The sequence below is a fragment of the Nesterenkonia xinjiangensis genome, assembly GCF_013410745.1.
GTDB classification, from domain to species: domain Bacteria; phylum Actinomycetota; class Actinomycetes; order Actinomycetales; family Micrococcaceae; genus Nesterenkonia; species Nesterenkonia xinjiangensis.
Genome location: NZ_JACCFY010000001.1, coordinates 2350758 through 2368796, shown reverse-complemented (window position 1 = coordinate 2368796; position 18039 = coordinate 2350758). Strand labels below are relative to the sequence as shown.

Annotated in this window: 15 protein-coding genes and 1 riboswitch; of the genes, 7 read left to right on the top strand and 8 right to left on the bottom strand. The window is 69.4% G+C overall.

Annotated elements, in window-relative coordinates:
* Positions 1–199: 199 nt before the first annotated feature.
* Entirely contained in the window at positions 200–1582 is a 1383-nt protein-coding gene (locus tag HNR09_RS10750; protein WP_179542028.1) for an MFS transporter, read from the top strand.
* 7 nt (positions 1583–1589) lie between these two features.
* Here the strand turns inward: HNR09_RS10750 and HNR09_RS10745 are convergent, their stop codons facing one another.
* Positions 1590–3152, bottom strand: a complete 1563-nt coding sequence (locus tag HNR09_RS10745) for a helix-turn-helix domain-containing protein (RefSeq protein ID WP_179542027.1) — start codon at positions 3150–3152, stop codon at positions 1590–1592.
* A 228-nt stretch (positions 3153–3380) separates the two neighbouring features.
* Here HNR09_RS10745 and HNR09_RS10740 point away from each other — a divergent pair, with 228 nt between their 5' ends.
* Complete coding sequence (locus tag HNR09_RS10740) at positions 3381–4754, top strand: CitMHS family transporter (protein WP_179542026.1); 1374 nt, start codon at positions 3381–3383, stop codon at positions 4752–4754.
* A 156-nt stretch (positions 4755–4910) separates the two neighbouring features.
* On the opposite strand, the gene HNR09_RS10735 is transcribed toward HNR09_RS10740, so the two are convergent.
* Complete coding sequence (locus HNR09_RS10735) at positions 4911–5489, bottom strand: aldolase/citrate lyase/malate synthase family protein (RefSeq protein ID WP_179542025.1); 579 nt, start codon at positions 5487–5489, stop codon at positions 4911–4913.
* 78 nt (positions 5490–5567) lie between these two features.
* Positions 5568–6863: an isocitrate lyase gene (aceA, locus tag HNR09_RS10730; protein ID WP_343047585.1), complete on the bottom strand. Its 1296-nt coding sequence runs from the start codon at positions 6861–6863 to the stop codon at positions 5568–5570.
* Positions 6864–7229: 366 nt separating this feature from the next.
* On the opposite strand from aceA, the gene HNR09_RS10725 reads away from it, so the two are divergent.
* The 3 genes from HNR09_RS10725 (at position 7230) to HNR09_RS10715 (ending at position 9615) form a co-directional block, all read left to right on the top strand.
* Positions 7230–8015, top strand: a complete 786-nt coding sequence (locus HNR09_RS10725; RefSeq protein ID WP_179542023.1) for an SDR family NAD(P)-dependent oxidoreductase — start codon at positions 7230–7232, stop codon at positions 8013–8015.
* 122 nt (positions 8016–8137) lie between these two features.
* Entirely contained in the window at positions 8138–9040 is a 903-nt protein-coding gene (locus HNR09_RS10720; RefSeq protein ID WP_179542022.1) for an Rv1352/Rv1906c domain-containing protein, read from the top strand.
* Positions 9041–9246: 206 nt separating this feature from the next.
* A complete protein-coding gene (locus tag HNR09_RS10715) occupies positions 9247–9615 on the top strand; it encodes a hypothetical protein (RefSeq protein ID WP_179542021.1) in 369 nt (122 codons plus the stop codon).
* A gap of 106 nt (positions 9616–9721) precedes the next feature.
* Here the strand turns inward: HNR09_RS10715 and HNR09_RS10710 are convergent, their stop codons facing one another.
* Together HNR09_RS10710 and HNR09_RS10705 are read right to left on the bottom strand one after the other, a co-directional pair.
* Entirely contained in the window at positions 9722–10252 is a 531-nt protein-coding gene (locus HNR09_RS10710) for a LytR C-terminal domain-containing protein (protein ID WP_179542020.1), read from the bottom strand.
* A gap of 35 nt (positions 10253–10287) precedes the next feature.
* On the bottom strand, positions 10288–10929 hold the full coding sequence (locus tag HNR09_RS10705; protein ID WP_179542019.1) for a thermonuclease family protein: 642 nt from the start codon (positions 10927–10929) through the stop codon (positions 10288–10290).
* 219 nt (positions 10930–11148) lie between these two features.
* Positions 11149–11288: riboswitch (SAM riboswitch) on the top strand.
* 61 nt (positions 11289–11349) lie between these two features.
* Here HNR09_RS10705 and HNR09_RS10700 point away from each other — a divergent pair.
* The gene (locus HNR09_RS10700; RefSeq protein ID WP_179542018.1) at positions 11350–12354 is read left to right on the top strand and encodes a methylenetetrahydrofolate reductase; all 1005 of its coding nucleotides are present in this window, start codon (positions 11350–11352) and stop codon (positions 12352–12354) included.
* 185 nt (positions 12355–12539) lie between these two features.
* Positions 12540–14939 (top strand): 5-methyltetrahydropteroyltriglutamate--homocysteine S-methyltransferase, encoded by a 2400-nt coding sequence (gene metE, locus HNR09_RS10695; protein ID WP_179542017.1) that lies wholly within the window; start codon positions 12540–12542, stop codon positions 14937–14939.
* Positions 14940–15064: 125 nt separating this feature from the next.
* Here metE and HNR09_RS10690 read toward each other — a convergent pair whose 3' ends face one another.
* From HNR09_RS10690 to HNR09_RS10680, 3 genes are read right to left on the bottom strand one after another with little or no spacing between them, the layout of a single operon-like run.
* Positions 15065–15964 carry a DUF4097 family beta strand repeat-containing protein gene (locus HNR09_RS10690; RefSeq protein ID WP_179542016.1) on the bottom strand — a complete coding sequence of 300 codons (900 nt, stop codon included), beginning with the start codon at positions 15962–15964 and terminating at the stop codon, positions 15065–15067.
* Complete coding sequence (locus tag HNR09_RS10685) at positions 15961–16626, bottom strand: response regulator transcription factor (RefSeq protein WP_179542015.1); 666 nt, start codon at positions 16624–16626, stop codon at positions 15961–15963. Before HNR09_RS10685 ends, HNR09_RS10690 begins: the two co-directional genes overlap by 4 nt.
* Positions 16617–17942 carry a sensor histidine kinase gene (locus HNR09_RS10680; RefSeq protein WP_179542014.1) on the bottom strand — a complete coding sequence of 442 codons (1326 nt, stop codon included), beginning with the start codon at positions 17940–17942 and terminating at the stop codon, positions 16617–16619. Before HNR09_RS10680 ends, HNR09_RS10685 begins: the two co-directional genes overlap by 10 nt.
* Positions 17943–18039: the final 97 nt, after the last annotated feature.

Below are 18039 nucleotides of genomic sequence, written 5' to 3'. Positions count from 1 at the left end.
CCTCCCCTGCCCGCACCGGGAGGGGCGGGCTCCGTCGCGATCACTATCGCCGAGATCACGTGTGTGATCTCCAGCATGCCCCACACTCCTGGATTGTTCAACAATCTGCGTTCAGAAGTCCGCATCCCGGGCATTCCGGCGACGCGGGCAGAGCACCCACGCCTCAGCGGAGTTTGTTGCACCGTGGAATAATGCACTGGTGCAACAGGACAGCCCAGGACACCACGGAGGAGACGCCACGGAACGCCCGACGCCTCAGCAGCCCGAGCAGCCTGCTGACAGGCCGGCCGACCAGGCCGCCGAGCAGCCCCTCCCCGAAGACGCCCAGGGGCCCGCCGCGGCACCTGCGGACGACGGGGCCGCAGCCGGAGCGCCCGGGATGGAGCAGCCCCGCCTGTTCACCAAGGACTTCCTGCTGGCGATCGTCGTCAACGTCATCCTCGCCCTGGTCTTCTACATGCTGATCACCGGCATGGCGGTGTACGCGGTGGAGGAGTTCCAGGCCGGGCAGACTGCGGCCGGCTTCGCCGCCTCGGCCTTCGTGATCGGAGCCCTGGCCTCCCGCTTCGCCGCCGGGAAGTACGTGGACTTCCTGGGCCGACGGCGCACCATCCTGGTCTGCCTGTTCGTCTACGTCCTGGCCGGCCTGGCCTACCTCTGGGTGGACAGCTACGAGGCCCTGATCGCACTGCGCGTGATCCACGGCATCTCCTTCGGCTTCGGGCAGACCGCACTCAATGCCGCCGTCTTCGCCCTGATCCCGGCCGGCCGCCGCGGCGAGGGCGCCGGCTACTACATGCTCGCCGTCGCCCTGCCCCCGGCCATCGGACCGATGCTGACACTGCAGCTGACCCAGCATCTGGGCTTCTGGGCGATGTTCGTGTGCACGTCGGTGATCTCCGTCATCGGCCTGGTGGCCGCGCTGGTGATCCGCCTGCCCGCGCCGGAGAACGTCCCGCGCCGCTGGCGGGACCGCCTGCGTCTGCGTCCGGCCGACATCATCGAACCGCGGGCCTTCGCCCTGGCGTCGATCGCCATGCTGCTGGGCTTCAGCTTCGCCTCGATCATGACTTTCCTCAACGGCTTCGCCCGCAGCGAGGGGATGATCACTGCCGCCTCGATGTTCTTCGTGATCTACGCGGTGGCAGTGCTGGTGACGCGTCTCTTCGCCGGCAAGATCCAGGACCGGTTCGGAGACAACGTGGTGGTCTATCCCACGATCGTGCTCTACGCCGTCGCCCTGGGCCTGCTGGCCTGGTCACCGAACCAGGCCACGATCCTGATCGCCGGGGTGCTGGCGGGACTGGGCTTCGGTGCGCTGCTGCCGGCGTTCCAGGCCACCATCGCCTCGATGCTGCCCACCACCCGGACCAGCATCGGCATCTCCACGTTCTTCATCCTGCTCGACACCGGCTTCGGCCTCTCCCCGCTCGTGCTCGGGCCGTTGGTGGAGCACGGCAGCTACCGGATCATGTTCGGCGCCTGCGCAGTGATCGTCGCGCTGACCCTGGTGCTCTACTGGATGCTGCACGGTCGGTTCAGCGTCAAGCAGGGCGAATCCCGGAGACCTCGCCGCAGCTGAGCCCGTCTCAGTCCCGCGCCTCGTGGCGGGCCAGGAACTCGTAGACCTCGGTGGTGTCCACCCCGGGGAACGCCCCCTGCGGCATAGCGGCCAGCAGATGGGTGTTGGCGCGGGCCGCCGGCCATGCCTTGCCCTCCCAGACCTCGGCGAGCTCCCGCGGGGGCTGGCGGCAGCAGGTCGGGTCGTCCGGGCACCGCGAGGTGCAGCGCTCGGTGGTGTCACGTCCGCGGAACCATTTCACATGCTCGAAGGGCACCCCGATGCTCAGCGAGTACATGCCCGAGGAATGGCCCTCCGTGCGTGCCGTGCACCAGAAGGTCCCCACCGAGGTGTCCGTGTACTGGTTGAAGGAACGAAACTTGTCCTCGACGTCGAAGACCACCCGTGAAGTCCAGTTCCGGCAGACGGTCTGGCCCTCGATGGCCCCGGAGTGATCGGCCGGGAAGTTCACGCCGTCATTCTCATAGGCCTTGTGGATGATTCCCGACTCATGGACCTTCTGGAAGTGGCAGGTGATACCCAGGTGCTCCGTGGCGAGATTGGTGAAGCGATGGGCAGCGGACTCGTAGGAGACCGCGAACGCGTCGCGCAGATCCTCGATGGCCAGCTCCTTGCGCGCCTTGGCCTCTTTGAGGAACGCGACCGTGCTGCGCTCGGGCATCAGCAGCGACGCGGCGAAGTAGTTGGTGTAGACCCGCTGACGCAGGAAGTCCGAGTAGTCCTCCGGTTCGGTGTGGCCCAGCACATGATGTCCCAGGGCCTGCAGGAGCACCGAGCGGGCGTCCCAGTCCCGGGAGCGCCCCTGGGTCATGTAGATGATCCGGTTGCGCTGGTCGGTGACCGAGCGGGTGGAATCAGGCAGATTGGGCACGAACCGCAGGGAGAAGCCCAGGTGCTCGGCGATGTCGGCGGCGACATGGTGGGACAGCGGACCGGAACCATGCCCGACGGCGTCGAGCAGCTGCTGCGCGGCGGCCTCGATCTCGGGGTAGTAGTTGTTCCGGTCGCGCATCTCCTCGCGCAGCTCGGTGTTGGCCCGGCGCGCCTCCTCCGGGGTGGCCGCCTGCTCCTCGAGACGACGACGCAGCTCGCGCTGCAGCCCCACCAGGGATTCCAGCACGTCCATGGGCAGCCGGCTGCTGATCCGCACCGTGGGCAGATTCAGCGCAGCATAGAGGGGGCCCCGCTGGGCCTTCTCCAGCTCGATCTCCAGGGCCGCGCGGCGCGACGGCGGCTCGGCGCCGAAGAGGTCGTCGAGAGTGACGCCGAAGGCCCCGGCGAGCTGGCTGAGCTGAGAGATCTTCGGCTCCCGCTTGCCGTTCTCCAGCAGTGAGAGCTGGCTCGGAGCGGTGCCCAGCTGTTCTGCGAGGACGTCGAGGGTCATTCCGGACTGCTTGCGCAGGTGCCGCACCCGGCGCCCCAGCGCGATGAGGTCGAGGCCCGGCTCGCCGTCGGCGCCGGGGTCCACGGAGCGCAGATGTGCCCGACCGGCGGGAATCCTGCCCCCTGAACCGGTCGGAGACGTCGTCGTCGGCCGCGCTGAGCGCGGGGTGTCGGGCACGGGCCGCATGGCGCTCATTCTACAGAGCAGACGTGCACATCTGTGATGCAGCGGTTAGGGTGTGATCCGGCTCGCAGGACGGTCGGACGGATCCGGGGCGTCCCAGCTCTCCTCACACCCTCGGAGAGGAGCCCCGCTGACGGCACGGAGGACCTCTGTGCGTGGCGGTCGGCGCACACCTGCCTGCCGAGCCTGCCCCCTGACCCTGACGGAACTTCGCAAGGATTACAGCTGCTCATGGACGAGCCTTCAACTCTCTTGACCGTCGGCGGACTCGGCATCATCGCCGTGACAGTCGGCCTGCTGATGTGGAACAAGGTCTCCCCCGTGGTGGCCATGGTGGTGACTCCGATCCTCGGAGCGCTCCTGGTCGGCTTCGGGGTCGGTGACATCGTCGAGTTCTTCGACTCCGGAGTCAACCAGGTGATGAGCGTCGTGGTGATGTTCATCTTCGCGATCCTGTTCTTCGGCATCCTCTCGGACGCAGGGCTCTTCGATCCGATCGTGCGGTCCCTGATCCTGCTGACCCGAGGCCGAGTCGTGCTGGTGGCCGTCGGCACCGCGCTGATCGGCATCGTGGCCCACGTCGACGGCGCCGGGGCGACGACGTTCCTGCTGACCGTCCCCGCCCTGCTGCCGCTGTATCAGGCGCTGCACATGAGCCGATACCTCCTGCTACTGCTCCTGGCGCTCTCGGCCGGGATCGTGAACATGATCCCCTGGGGCGGGCCGCTGGGCCGTGCCGCCTCCGTGACCGGAATCGACCCGATCGAGCTGTATCGTCCGCTGATCCCGCTGCAGATCATCGCCGTGGTACTGGTGCTGGTCATCGCCTGGCTGCTGGGCCTGCGTGAGGTGCGCCGGATCAGGCGCCGGGTGATGGCCACCGAGGGCGGCTCTCCGGAGGCGGTGGACGTGCGACAGATCGCCGACGAGTTCACCGAGCGCCAGCACTACGCACGCGCCGAGATCGTGGAGCGCATGAACTCTCACCCGGCGATCTTCTGGGCCAATGCCGTGCTCGCGCTGGGCGTCATCGGGCTGATGCTCGCCGACATCCTGCCCCCGCCGCTGGCGTTCATGCTGGGTGTGGCGCTCGCGCTGCCGCTGAACTTCAAGGGCTCCAACCTGCAGATGGAGCGCATCCGCGCCCACGCGCCGAACGCGCTCATGATGGGCGCGGTGATCCTGGGCGCCGCGGTGTTCCTGGGAGTGCTCAACGAGTCCGAGATGCTCGAGTCCGTGGCGCTGTCCACCCTGGCGGTCATCCCGGAGGGCGCCGGGGCGAACCTGCACATCATCATGGGCGTCCTGGGTGTGCCGATGGACCTGCTGACCTCCACCGACGCGTACTACTTCTCCGTGCTGCCCCTGGTGGACGCCACCTCGGCGCAGTTCGGGATCGGTTCCATGGAGGTCGCCCACGCGATGATGGCCGGCAACGTGATCGGCACCTTCGTCAGCCCGTTCTCGCCCGCCCTGTGGCTGGCGCTGGGCCTCTCGGGGGCGAACCTGGGACAGCACCTGCGGTACTCCTTCTTCATCATCTGGGGCTTCTCGATCCTCGTCATGCTCGGGGCCCTGACGCTGGGCCTGTTCAGCTTCCACTGAGCACCGGCACGACGCCGCTCTCTCATACGGCCGACCGCCGTCTGAGCCGACCTCGAAGACTCAGACGGCGGTCGGCCGGGCCGGCCTGGGCGCCGCACCAGACCTCATGGTGCGGCGCCCTGGCCGTGCCGACCCCACGGAGCGTGCTGCAGGTCCCTAGGCTGCTGCTCCGGTGAGCCGCCGGCTCCCGGTGGTGCCGGCCGTCCGGGCGGACCGCGCCTCAGCGGCGGCCCGCGGATTCAGGTGGATGGCACGGATGGTGCCGTCCGGGATCTCCAGCAGCTGCTCGGCACGGCTGAAGATCTCCTGCCACAGCGCGACCTCCTCCTCCTGCTCGAAGGACGGCAGCTCGACGAACGGAGCTCGCCCCTCGGCCAGCAGACGCCGGGCGCTGTGGTGGACGTGGATCCCGAAGTCCACCAGTCCTGCAGAGAGCGCCTCCCCCCGGTAGAACATCCGACCCTCCCGGCGTCCCAGGCAGCGGGGACGGACGATGGAGCTGGCCGGCTCGGCGAGCTGCTTGGTGATCAGCGCTCGCCAGGAGGCTTCGATGATCAGGTCGGCGCCGGCGCCGTCCTCCCGCACTCCCAGAGCCGTGGCCCGTGCACCGAACTCCTCGTGGAGCCTGGCCAGGAAGCTGAGGGCCTCGGCCGTGAGGACCTCCTTCTGCCGCGGCACCCGCGGGGCCGACAGGGCGATGCCGTTGATCGTGATCGAGAGTTCAGGGGTGTTCATGGCTGTCTCCTCAAGAGGTGCTGCGGCGGGAGCGGCGACGGCCTCCCCATTGAGGCCGTCACCGCGCTCCGTCTCGGGTCAGTGGAACTGTCCTTCTTCGGTGGAGCCCTTCAGCGCGACGGTCGAGGACTCCGGGTTGAGCGTGGTGGAGATGGCGTCGAAGTAGCCGGTGCCGACCTCGCGCTGGTGCTTGGTGGCGGTGTAGCCCTCGCCCTCAGCGGCGAATTCCTTCTCCTGCAGCTCCACGTAGGCCTTCATCTGTTCGGCCTTGTAGCCCTTGGCCAGCTCGAACATCGAGTAGTTCAGGGCGTGGAAGCCGGCCAGGGTGATGAACTGGAAGGTGAAGCCCATCGCGCCGAGCTCACGCTGGAACTTCGCGATGGTGGCGTCGTCGAGATGCTTCCTCCAGTTGAAGGACGGCGAGCAGTTGTAGGCCAGCATCTGGTCCGGGTGTTCGGCCTTCACCGCTTCGGCGAACTGCTTGGCATGCTCCAGGTCCGGGGTGCCGGTCTCCATCCAGATCAGGTCCGAGTAGGGGGCGTAGGCCTTGGCGCGGGCGATGCAGGGCTCGATGCCGTTGCGCACCTTGTAGAAGCCCTCCGCGGTGCGCTCTCCGGTGAGGAACTCGGCGTCGCGCTCGTCCACGTCGGAGGTGATCAGGCTGGCGGCCTCAGCATCGGTGCGAGCGATGATCACCGAGGGGGTGCCGGCGACGTCGGCGGCGAGCCGGGCGGCCTGCAGGGTGCGGATGTGCTGTCCGGTGGGGACCAGCACCTTTCCGCCGAGGTGGCCGCACTTCTTCTCCGAGGCGAGCTGGTCCTCCCAGTGCACGCCGGAGGCCCCCGCACCGATCATGGACTTCATGAGCTCGTAGGCGTTGAGCGGTCCCCCGAAGCCGGCCTCGGCGTCGGCGATGATCGGCACCAGCCAGTCCTCCACGGTCCGGATGCCCTCGAGGTACTCGATCTGATCGGCGCGCTGCAGGGCGTTGTTGATGCGACGGACCACGTGCGGCACGGAGTTGGCCGGGTAGAGCGACTGGTCCGGATAGGTGTTGCCGGAGAGGTTGGCGTCACCGGCGACCTGCCAGCCGGAGAGGTAGATGGCGCGCAGCCCAGCCTTGACCTGCTGGACGGCCATATTGCCAGTCAGGGCGCCCAGCGAATTCGTGTAGGTGCCCTCGGCGTGCTCGGAGGTGAGCTGCTCCCAGAGCTTCTGCGACCCGCGCTTGGCCAGAGTCTGCTCCTCCTGGACCGAGCCCTGGAGCTTGACCACCTCGTCCGCGGTGTAGTCGCGGCGCACGTTCTCCCAACGGGGGTTCGAGGCCCAGTCCTGCTCGATGCGCTCGACGCGCTCCTCAAAGTCTCCGCGGATGTCGGTGGGTGCGTTGACGGTGGCAGTCACGGTGTTCTCCTTCGAATCGGTGACCAGTGGTTGGTACTTCTCCAGTTTTGGCCCCTCTTGCAGCTGCCGACCACAGACATCTGGGAAAAGATCTGCACTTCTTCGCAGATTCGCAAGATTCACCGGAATCAGCGACGGATCGGAGGCGCCGCAGCCACTGAGGAGGGACAAAGCGCTTCAGCTGCGCGAAGATGCGCGAGAAGGGCTCCGGAGGGACCTCGCCATGGAGGCATGCAGCCAGCCCCCGGACGAATTCAGGCATGCGAATGGGCACGCCATGCACACGGCCGTAGTCTGGTGCCACGGACATCTTCCGGCCGAGGAGAGGACTCATCGATGGATCTGACCAGCGCCAGCGCGATCGTCACCGGCGGAGCCTCAGGACTGGGCCGTGCGACCGCCCAGACACTGCACGACGCCGGTGCCGCCGTCGTCGTCGTGGACCTCCCTGACACTGACGAGAGCACCGCGGAGGGCGGGGCGCGCGCCGACTCTGTGGCCGCCATCGGTGGACGCGCGCATTTCTGCCCCGGTGATGTCACCGACCCGGAGACGGCGGCACGCGCCGTGGCGACGGCCCAGGAGCACGCTCCGCTGAGGATTCTGGTCAACTGCGCCGGCGTCGCGACGCCCGGCAGACTGGTGGGCCGCGGCGGTCCTCTTCCGGTGGAGACCTTCATGAAGGTGCTCGCCATCAACGTCGGCGGCACCATGAACTTCATGGCCCAGGCGGCGGCAGCGATGCGGGAGAACGAACTCGACGGCGAGGACCGCGGCGTGCTGATCAACACCGCCTCGGCCGCCGCCTTCGAGGGACAGATCGGGCAGGTGGCCTATGCCGCCTCGAAGGGAGCTGTGGCGTCGATGACGCTGCCGGTGGCCCGAGAGCTCGCCTCCTCACAAGTCCGAACCGTCACCATCGCCCCGGGGCTCTTCGAGACCCCCATGATGGCGGGCCTTCCGGAAGCGGCCCGGGAGGCGCTGGCCACGAAGACCCCTCATCCTGCACGGCTGGGCCGACCCGAGGACTACGCCCTGCTGGTGCGGCAGATCCTGGAGAATCCGATGCTCAACGGCGAGGTGATCCGCCTCGACGGGGCAGTGAGGCTCGAGCCCCGGTGATGCCGCGGGATGCGGCGTGCCCAGCCCTGGGGACACGCCGGCGGCCTGGCCGCACTCTGGACGCCGACAGGAGGACGATCACAGGAGAGAGGATGCCGCCTGCGGATGGGGAGAACTAAACGATGAGCCCGACGCCGCCGGACCGGCGAACGCCGGCTGCAGAACCTGCCTCGCCCGAGGAGCCCGCCTCACCGGAGGAGCCCGCCTCACCGGAGGAGCCCGCCGACGCCCGCTCCCGACCTGCCCACCCCACACCTGCTTCCTCACCCGCCGCTGACATCAGCTTCGTCTCCCAGTACCGGTGGGGCCTGCTCCTCATCGGCTACTGGGCCCTGGTGCTGGTGGTCCTCGTCGTCGCACTCACCACCGTCCACGGCTCCGGTATCTCCCACTCGCCGCAGGACACCGCTGCCCACGAGCAGGCACACAGCGGCGACGCCCCCGCCGAGGAGCCTGGCGGCGGCGCCCGGCTCCGCAAGGAGGCCGTGGAGGATCCGCTGCCGGGAGGCGGGGCCCCCTTCTCCGACGGTGAGGGACTGATCGTCGGCGAGGACATCGCCCCCGGGGCCTACCGCCAGGACCCGGGCTCCGGCTCCGAGGATGCGACCTGCTTCTATGTGATCTATGCCGACCGTTCCGACCCCACGGTGGTCCGCACCGGCGCCAAGGAGCGCGGCATCGCGGTCCTCGAGGATGGCACCGTCTTCGACTCCGTCGACTGCGGCGACTGGCTCCCGCTGGAGGAGACCTACCCAGATTCTGCGGCCACCGAGTTCGGCACCGGCATGTACGTGGTCGGCGGGCACATCGAGCCCGGCGACTACGAGCTGACCTGGGACCTGGAGACGTCGTTCTGCTGGTGGGACATCTACGGAGACATCCGAAGCGGCGTGGAACCGACGGAGTCCGACGTCGTACCCCAGGAGGATCCGGAGTTCGGTGAGCCGCTGCAGATCACCCTTGACGCGCGCGAGCATCTGATCTTCAACACCGAGACCTGCGGAACCTGGACCAAGGTCGGCTGAGCTCTCCGCATCCCGCCTCCCCCGCCTGCTGGCTCCCGCTCACCCCGGAGATTCCGGACTGATCAGGACTTCTCCTGGAGCGTGGGCCTACTACACTGTGTAGAAGAACGTTCGGCCGAGCCTCCGCCCGGAGGGACCCTTCGGGCGCTCCGGCCGGCCCTCGATGGAGGACAGCACGTCCTCCCGACCTCACACCAAGGAGCCTCATGCCCCGCATCACCGTCGGGCTGGGCGGGATCCTCATCCTGCTCGGCATCATCGCCTACGCCGCCACGTCCTTCGCCAGTGTGACCGCTCTGATCCCGGCCTTCCTGGGCCTGGTACTGCTGGTCAGCGGCCTGATCGGCTTCAAGAACGCGAAGATCGGCATCCACATCGCCCTGGTGGTGGCGTTGCTGGGCGCCATCGGCACCTCGATGAACGTGATGCAGCTGGGCGCGCTGTTCGCCGGCGACGCCGAGCGGCCTGCCGCGGTCATCGTCAGCACCGTCACCTTCGTGCTGCTGATCGTCTACATCGTCGTCGGAGTGCGCTCCTTCATCCGTGCCCGGCGATGGAAGAACACCGAAGCCTGAGCCTCATCCTGCGGCGCGGAACTCGTCCAGCGCCGCCGCAGCGGGCCGCTCCGAGAACCTCGGGGCGGCCCGCTGGCGTCTCGGCGGACGTCGTCGAGGTCGCGGCTCAGCCGGGACTGCCGGAGCAGTCGAGACGCCCGGGCTCCATCTCGATCTCCTCGGAGTCCGTCAGTCCGGCGAACTCCGAGCCCAGCACGAGGTCGACGCTGTAGCCGTCACGATCATCGAGGTCGACCAGCGCTCCCGGAAGGTGCTGCTGCAGCGTGTAGGCCTGCCGCAGACCCCGTTCCCCGGCGCGGATGATGGCTTGGAAACCGGTGTCCGCGAAGTAGTCGTTGTCCACGGAGGCCACTCGGAACTCGCGGTCGGCAAGCTCCTCGGCCACGTCGCCGGCGAGTCCGGGCTCATTGGTGGAGTTGAGCACGATCACCGGCACCCGCTCGGGCACCACCGGGGACAATGTGCCGGTGGGGCAGTCCTCGCCGGCCGGGATCGAACCGCCGCCGATGAGGTCCACGTCGATGGTGCCGTCGATCATCAGCCAGCTGCCAGCGGTGATCGCACCCAGGACTCCGATGGTGCCTGTCGCGACGGCGATCTTCTGCCGCCGGGTCGCCGGCGCCGGGGAGCTGCTCATGGGTCCATCCTATTTCGGGAGGGCATCTGCCCGCGTCAGGGCAGCGCCGGTTCGCAGTCCAGGTCCGCGGCGAAGAGCCCAACGCCGTCCGCCTCCGCCTGCTCCCAGGCCTGCTCGACCGCGGCGAGGAACCGATCATTGGGCGGATAGTGCACCGGCGCGCCATAGCCGGCTCGTGCCATCTGCACGTTGAGCAGCACCTCATCCGCCCACACTCCGGCCAGCATCCGATCGTAGCGATCGGTGCGCTCCTGGTCGTACTCCAGGAAGACCTCGTCCCCCGGCGACACCAGGGTCTCCATGTGGGCGGAGGACTCCGGTCCCAAGCACTCGACCGGCTCCGTGGGGTGGACGGACTCAGGTGTGTCGATGTTGAGGAGCCGGATCCGCTCGTCCTGGCCGTCGAGCTCCACGATGAGGGTGTCGCCGTCGATCACGCGCACCAGGGTGCCGGCCTCGGCACCCTCCGGGCGCTCCTGCGGCTCCTCCGCACCGAGCCCCTGGAGCCAGCTGATCACGGCGCCGATGAGGATGACCCCGAGCACGGCCAGCAGCCACCACAGGAGGCCCTGACTCCCTCCGCCCCGACGCCCGCCGCGGGGAGCGGTGCGCAGCGACCGGCGCACGGTCTTGCGTGCGTTGCGGCGCATCGCATTCTTCAGATACCGATCGGGCATGCGCTCCACCTTATCCGGCGCCGCTGACGCGACGGAGGGCTGGCCGCAGATCGCCCTGAGCAGCGGCGAGCAGAGCCTCGCCGCCCCTGCTCCACCTGCGCGCGGGGGTTGCCGCGTCGCCACCTCATCCGCGAGTGCTCAATATGTTCATATATCGTCATTGTTCCCGTCGCAGGTTTCCGACCCGGCGCCCCCGTGCTAACGTCACAGGCACAGATGGATCACGAGAACCGGTCACAACAGCTCTGGCTTGGCCGGTCGGCAACCCTTTCCCGCGTGACGGGGTGCCCCAGATGACGATCCGGCCGCACCGGCCATCTTCACTGAGATGGCTTTATCTTCAGCGGCAAGCACGGCGCAGGGGAAGCCTCCCTGTGGCGCCTCATGAACGATGATGAACGCCAACACGGAGGACTCTCCATGCCTGTCTCGACGCCCTCTCCGGGCGCCGTCCGTCTGACGCCGCCTGCGACGTCGGACCCGTCCCACACCACATCCGTCCTGGTCCAGCGCACTCGGCGGAGGTCGCTGATCTCCTTCGAGGTCTTCCCGCCACGCCCCGCCACCGCGGGTCGGGATCCCTGGCGCAGCATCGAGCTGATGGCCGAGGCCGCCCCGGACTACTTCTCCGTCACCCACGGGCACAACCAGCCCGAGGGCGCGAACGTGGAGGTCATCCGCCACCTGCTGCGCACCACGCCCTCACCGGTGATGGCGCATCTGATCTGCGCAGGCAGCACCTCCTCCCAGCTCCGCGGCTCCATCACCGAGCTGCTGGACCTGGGAGTCCGGGACATCCTCGCGCTGCGCGGCGACCCGCCCGACGGCGGCAAGGAGTGGATCCACCAGCCCGGAGGCCTGAACCGTGCCGCGGAGGTCGTCGAGCTGGTCCGCGAGGTCGAGCAGGAGCGGCTGTCCCCGCCTGAGGGGCCCGGAGCTCGGCCGGTCTCGGTCTCAGTGGCCGCGTATCCGCCCTCCGGCACGGATCGGGATCATGCCGCCGACCTCCACGCCCTCTGGGAGAAGCAGGAGGCCGGCGCAGACTACGCCGTCACCCAGGTCTTCTACGATCCGGAGGACTACGCGCAGCTGGTGGACTCAGCCCGATCCCAGGGCATCCACCTGCCGATCGTCGCCGGCATCGCCCCGCTGACCAGCCCCAGGCGTCTGCGCCGACTGGAGGAGATCACCGGGGTCCCGGTGCCCCGGCACCTGGTGGACTACCTGGACGTCGACGACGCGGCCGAACGGCGCCGTCGCGGGGTCGCCGCCACGCTGAACCTGATCGACACGGTGCTGGAGCTCGGCTGCCCCGGGCTGCACCTGTTCACCTTCAACCAGCACCCCCCGGCGCTGGCGATCCTGGACCATCTCAGGATCCGCGACGCCGCCCGCCGACAGCGCAACATCTTCGACGCCGGCTGACCGAGGCCCCGCAGCACCTCCGGCCGGAGAAGACCCGGCCGCACGCCGGCTCCGCGACGCCGGGGCCACGCTCTCCCCAGTACGCGCAGCGCTGCCCAGCCACCCCGTCGGGCGTCCGTCCTGACATCCCCTCCTCACATCCCGCCCAGGCACGACCTGCCCTGACACATCGACAAGGAGTCACCATGACCACCGCACCGCCCACCCACGCACTGCCCCCCACCGTGCTCGGCTATCCGCGCATCGGTCCCGACCGTGAGATCAAGAAGGCCTTGGAGGCCCACTGGGGCGGCGGGGACGTCGCCGCACTGATCGAGGCGATCAGCTCCCACCGCCGCCGCACCCTGGACCATCTGGTGGGTCTGGGCCTGGAGGAGGACTCCGCGGTCCCCGCCGACGGCGCCGTCATCGATCAGGTCCTCGACGCCTCGGTCCTGCTGGGTCTGGTCCCCCGCCGGTTCCGCGACGCCGGATTCGCCGCCGTCGCCCCTGACGCCCCGGAGGGTCTGACGCTGATCTCGGCGCTGGCCCGCGGGACCTCCGAGGTGGAGCCGCTGGAGCTGACCAAGTGGTTCGACACCAACTACCACTACTACGTCCCGGAGATCGAGGCCGACGTCGCCTTCGCTCCGCAGGCCACGGCCCTCGCCGACCGGTTCCGGGCGTTCCGCGCGCTCGCCGAGCAGTCGGAGCGCACTGTGGGCGCGGCACCCCTGCCCCGCCCCACCCTGCTCGGCCCGGTCAGCTTCCTGGTGCTGGCCAAGTCCGTCGGCGCCGCCGCTGAGACCTCCCAGGCCGCTCGCTTCGACCGGCTCGAGGAGCTGGTCGGCGCCTACGCGGCCCTGCTGGGCGCCCTGCACGAGGCCGGAGCCGCCTGGATCCAGCTGGAGGAGCCGGTGCTGTCCTCCGACGGCTGGGACATCCCCCGGGAGCAGGTCATCGCCGGGATCAGCAGTGCCTACGAGCAGCTGGGGAGGCTGACCGAGCGGCCCGCGCTGTTCGTGCCCGTCAGCTACGGCACCGCAGGCGACGACGCCCTGGCCGCCCTGGGCGGAACTGCCGTGGAGGCTGTCGGCATCGATCTGGAGCGCGGCGCACTCCCCTCCGCAGAGGCGCTGCGGCCGCTGGCCGGCACGACCCTCGCGGCCGGCGTCGTCGGTGGCCTCAACGTCTGGCGCACGGATGTCTCCCGCGCCGCCGCGCTGCTGGACACCCTGGGGGAACGTCACCAGGGTCCGCTCACGGTCAGCAGCTCCACGTCCCTGCAGCACGTGCCCCACGACGCCGCCCGAGAGACCCAGCTGGACCCGCAGGTAGCCGGCTGGCTGGCCTTCGCGGACCAGAAGGTCGGCGAGGTGCTGGCCCTGGCAGGTCACCTCACCGGAGGCGCCGACGCGTTGGAGGGCCTGCGCGCCGACGACGCCGCTCGGCGCCGTCTGCGGGAGCAGCACCCGCAGGTGCACGTGGAGTCCGTCCGCAGCCGACTGACCGCTGTGGAGCCTCAGGACCGGCGTCGCGCCGAGGCGGAGCATCGGCGGGCCGCCCAGGAGACCGGACTGGGCCTGCCGCCGCTGCCGACCACCACCATCGGGTCCTTTCCGCAGACCGGCGAGATCCGGCGGATCCGTGCCGCGCACCGCCGCGGCTCGCTGGACCAGCAGGGCTACGAGGAGGCCATCCGCGAGCAGATCGCCGACTGCGTCCGCCGGCAGGAGGACCTCGGGCTGGACGTGCTGGTCCACGGCGAGGCCGAGCGCAACGACATGGTCCAGTACTTCGCGGAGAACCTGGAGGGGTTCATCACCACCGCCCACGGCTGGGTGCAGTCCTATGGCTCCCGGTGCCTGCGTCCCCCGATCCTCTTCGGCGACGTGCACCGTCCGGCGCCGATCACGGTGGACTGGATCCGGTATGCGGCCTCGCTGACGAAGAAGCCCGTCAAGGGGATGCTCACCGGCCCGGTGACGATCCTGGCGTGGTCCTTCGTGCGTGATGACCAGCCGCTGGCCGACACTGCCGATCAGATCGCCCTGGCGCTGCGTGATGAGGTGCAGGATCTGCAGGCCGCCGGGGTGAAGATCATCCAGGTGGACGAGCCCGCGCTGCGCGAGCTGCTCCCCCTGCAGGTGGCCGAGCGTCCGGACTACCTCCGCTGGTCGGTGGAGTCCTTCCGGCTCTCCACCTCCGGGGCCAACGCCGCCACTCAGCTGCACACCCACCTGTGCTACTCGGAGTTCGAGACCGTCATCGACGCGATCGACGCCCTGGACGCCGACGTCACCACCCTGGAGGCCTCACGCTCCGGCTTCGAGGTGGTCTCCGCGCTCTCCGAGCACGGCTTCTCCCGCGGGATCGGCCCCGGGGTGTGGGACATCCACTCCCCCCGGGTGCCCGGCGTCGACGAGCTGATCGACCGGCTGCGGCTGGCGGCCGAGGTGCTCGGGACCCAGCGCGTGTGGTCCAACCCGGACTGCGGGCTGAAGACCCGCGGCTGGGAGGAGACCGAGGCCTCGCTCCGTCATCTGGTCAACGCCACCGCCGTCGTGCGCGCTGAGCTGGCGGCGAAGGTCCCGGCCAGCGTGTGACGCCGAGTCGGTGACACCACGGCCACGGCGGGCCGGCCACTGGGGAGACATCCTCGGCGGCCGGCCCGCCGTCATCGACCCTCGCACGGTGGGACGGGGTCACGAACCGACTCTGTGGGCCGTGTTCAATCCTGCTGCCACGGCTGGGGCCGCGCACTGGACACGGTGATGTCGCCGTCCCCGGTGCGCAGGGCGATCCGGCAGGGCGCCTCGGCGTCATCCTCCCGGTCGTCTGTGCCCTCTCCGAGGTCGACGTCGACCTCCCCCGACGCCTCGGTCTCCACCGTGCACCGCCACGGATCCTCCTGGGCCGGCAGGGTGATGCTGATGTCGCCGCGGCCGGTGCTGACCTCCAGGTCCTCGGGCACGGAGGTGTGGGTCAGGTCCACTGATCCGGCGCCCGTCTGCACAGCGACGTCCTGGCCGCCCAGTCCTTCGGCGTACACCCCGGACTGGAGAGTCCGGACCTCGACGTCTCCCTGGATCCCGAACAGCATGACGTGGCCGGCCACGTAGTCGGGCTCGCCCACCAAGGTGACCTCGGCGAGGTCTCCTCCAGTCAGCCACAGGTCCAGGTCGCCCTCCAGATGCTGGACCGTGTAGTACATGCCCTCGGCAGAGACCACACTCAGGTCCGTCTCGCGCGGGACCTGCAGCTCCTGATCGACCAGGGTCCCGCAGTCCGGGGCGCAGCGGGTGGTCACGGCCGTGGCGCCGTCGAGCTGGGTGACCTCGGTGAAGGGGGCTCCGGGGGTCCGGTGGAGGTTCTCGGTCAGCTCCATGCCGTCACGGTCCTCCCCGGAGAACGTCATCTGCAGCGCCTCGCCGGAGTACCAGATCGTGTCCTGCGGATCACCGAGTGTGCGCTGGACCTGCTCCGACTCGCGGCCGTCGGCCAACCAGGTCATCTGCAGGATCCCCACCAGAGACGGGTGCACACAGGCGGCCAGCACCACAGCGGTGAGGACCGCACCGATGCCGCCCCACAGCCTCCGGGGCCATGGCCGGTCGGTCGTCGAGCTCATGAGTGCCCCCTCTCCGGGCCGGAGGACAGGTACGTCAGCACGGCCAGGACCCGTCGGTTGTCGGTGCTCGCCGGAGGGATGTCCAACGTGGAGAAGATGGCGTTGATGTGCTTGGACACCGCCGAGTCGCTCAGGTGCAGCGCCGCGGCGATCCCAGCGTTGGAGCGCCCCTCGGCCATGAGTCCGAGCACCTCCCGTTCACGGCGGGTCAGCAGGTCGATCCCGTCGCGCCCGGCCCGGCGGGTCAGCAGCTGGGAGACGACCTCCGGGTCCAGGATCGTGCCGCCGTCGGCCACGGTGTGCACCGTCCGCAGGAACTCATCGACGTCGGCCACCCGGTCCTTCAGCAGGTAGGCGACGCCGCGGGTCTCCCCGGTGAGCAGATCCACCGCATAGCGCTCCTCCACGTACTGGGACAGCACCACCACCGCCAGAGCGGGGTCCTCCCGGCGCAGCTGCAGAGCGGCCCGGATGCCTTCATCGGTGTGGGTGGGCGGCATGCGCACATCCACGATCACCAGATCGGGCCGATGCGCGGCGACGGCTTCCAGCAGGGCTTGGGCGTCTCCGACGGAGGCGACGACGTCGATCCCGTCGTGGGCCAGCAGGCGCACCAGACCTTCACGCAGCAGCACGGAGTCCTCCGCGATGATCACTCGCATGGGAGCACCGCCGTCACCGTGGTGCCCCCACCGTCAGGGCTGTGGATCTCCAGCCATCCGTTGACGGCGTTGACCCGGCGGCGCAGACCGCTCAGCCCGGTTCCGGCCCCCGTGTCCGCACCGCCGACGCCGTCGTCCCCGACCGTGACCCGCAGCTCGCCCCCGTCGCGGAGGATCGTGACCTCGGCACGCCTCGGACCGGCATGGCGCATGGCGTTGTTCAGTGCTTCGGCGACCACGAAGTACGCCACGGCCTCGATGCTGACGGCCGGGCGGGGGTCGACGTCGATGTGAACCGTTACCGGGAACGGCGCGCGATCGGCCAGCGCGGAGACGGCGGCGTCGAGCCCGCGGTCCTCCAGCACCGCCGGGTGCAGCCCGCGCACCAGATCCCGGATCTCCTGCAGAGCCGACGTCACCTCGCCCTGGGCGCGGACGAGCGTCTCGCGCAGCTCCTCGGGGTCCTGGGCGTGCATGCGTCGGGAGAGGCCCAGGTCCACGGCGAGCGCGGTGAGCCGCTGCTGGGCGCCGTCGTGGAGATCACGTTCGATCCGGCGTCGCTCGGCGTCGGCTGTATCCACCGCGTCGGAGCGGGCCTGATCGGCCTGCCGGATGCGGGCCTGGAGCTGGGCGGCCTCATCCGTGCCGTAGAAGGTGCGCAGCAGGCGTCGATCGAGCTCGCTCAGGCCGTGAATGATCCACGGAGAGGCGATCAACGTGGCCACAGCGGGCACCGTCAGGAGCAGCCGCGTGCTGCTGTCGAAGAGTGTGGAGTTCCGGAAGGCCGCATCGCTGGTCAGGAGCAGCATCAGCAGCACAGCGGCGGTGACGGTGCACAGCACCGCTCCCGCGGCGAGCAGGCTGGAGGCCAGGGCACCGCCCAGGGACCGGCCGAGCATGCCCGGCTTGGTCCGGTCCTTGGCGAGGACCAGACAACGCCACCAGGGCTTCCCCTCCGGGGTGGGCGGCGGGTTCAGCGTCTCTCCCAGCAGGTGGGTTGCCCGAGAGAACTGCAGCTGGTCCGCGATCCGAGCGGCGGCGGGGAGGACCACCACCGTCGTGACGCAGACGGCCGCCAGGCGAGCTGCCAGGGGCCACGAATCGATGCCGCCCAGGAAGCCGGGGCCGGCAGCTCCGGGGCTGAAGGTCAGGAACCGCCACAGCAGCAGGAACGCCGCCATCGGCAGCATCCACACCGCCCACCCCATGATCACCGAGATCAGTTCCGTGACCATCCGCTCCAGACGCGCCCGCAGGCTGAGCCGGACGCCGTCGTCGGGCGTCGTGCTGGCCTGGAGCTGGGGTGTCGTGGTCATCGCTTTCGAGCCTATGCCGCCTGGAATGAGTCCGCGAGCCATCCAACTGCCCGACCCAGGTGCAGAAAACTGCACCCGGACCGGGCATCACAGCAGG

What these genes read in the sequence shown, in the direction of transcription:
- HNR09_RS10745 (WP_179542027.1), bottom strand. Translation starts at nt 3,152, where the DNA reads ATGCGGCCCGTGCCCGACACCCCGCGCTCAGCGCGGCCGACGACGACG.
- HNR09_RS10740 (WP_179542026.1), top strand. Translation starts at nt 3,381, where the DNA reads ATGGACGAGCCTTCAACTCTCTTGACCGTCGGCGGACTCGGCATCATC.
- HNR09_RS10735 (WP_179542025.1), bottom strand. Translation starts at nt 5,489, where the DNA reads ATGAACACCCCTGAACTCTCGATCACGATCAACGGCATCGCCCTGTCG.
- HNR09_RS10725 (WP_179542023.1), top strand. Translation starts at nt 7,230, where the DNA reads ATGGATCTGACCAGCGCCAGCGCGATCGTCACCGGCGGAGCCTCAGGA.
- HNR09_RS10720 (WP_179542022.1), top strand. Translation starts at nt 8,138, where the DNA reads ATGAGCCCGACGCCGCCGGACCGGCGAACGCCGGCTGCAGAACCTGCC.
- HNR09_RS10715 (WP_179542021.1), top strand. Translation starts at nt 9,247, where the DNA reads ATGCCCCGCATCACCGTCGGGCTGGGCGGGATCCTCATCCTGCTCGGC.
- HNR09_RS10710 (WP_179542020.1), bottom strand. Translation starts at nt 10,252, where the DNA reads ATGAGCAGCTCCCCGGCGCCGGCGACCCGGCGGCAGAAGATCGCCGTC.
- HNR09_RS10705 (WP_179542019.1), bottom strand. Translation starts at nt 10,929, where the DNA reads ATGCCCGATCGGTATCTGAAGAATGCGATGCGCCGCAACGCACGCAAG.
- HNR09_RS10700 (WP_179542018.1), top strand. Translation starts at nt 11,350, where the DNA reads ATGCCTGTCTCGACGCCCTCTCCGGGCGCCGTCCGTCTGACGCCGCCT.
- metE (WP_179542017.1), top strand. Translation starts at nt 12,540, where the DNA reads ATGACCACCGCACCGCCCACCCACGCACTGCCCCCCACCGTGCTCGGC.
- HNR09_RS10690 (WP_179542016.1), bottom strand. Translation starts at nt 15,964, where the DNA reads ATGAGCTCGACGACCGACCGGCCATGGCCCCGGAGGCTGTGGGGCGGC.
- HNR09_RS10685 (WP_179542015.1), bottom strand. Translation starts at nt 16,626, where the DNA reads ATGCGAGTGATCATCGCGGAGGACTCCGTGCTGCTGCGTGAAGGTCTG.
- HNR09_RS10680 (WP_179542014.1), bottom strand. Translation starts at nt 17,942, where the DNA reads ATGACCACGACACCCCAGCTCCAGGCCAGCACGACGCCCGACGACGGC.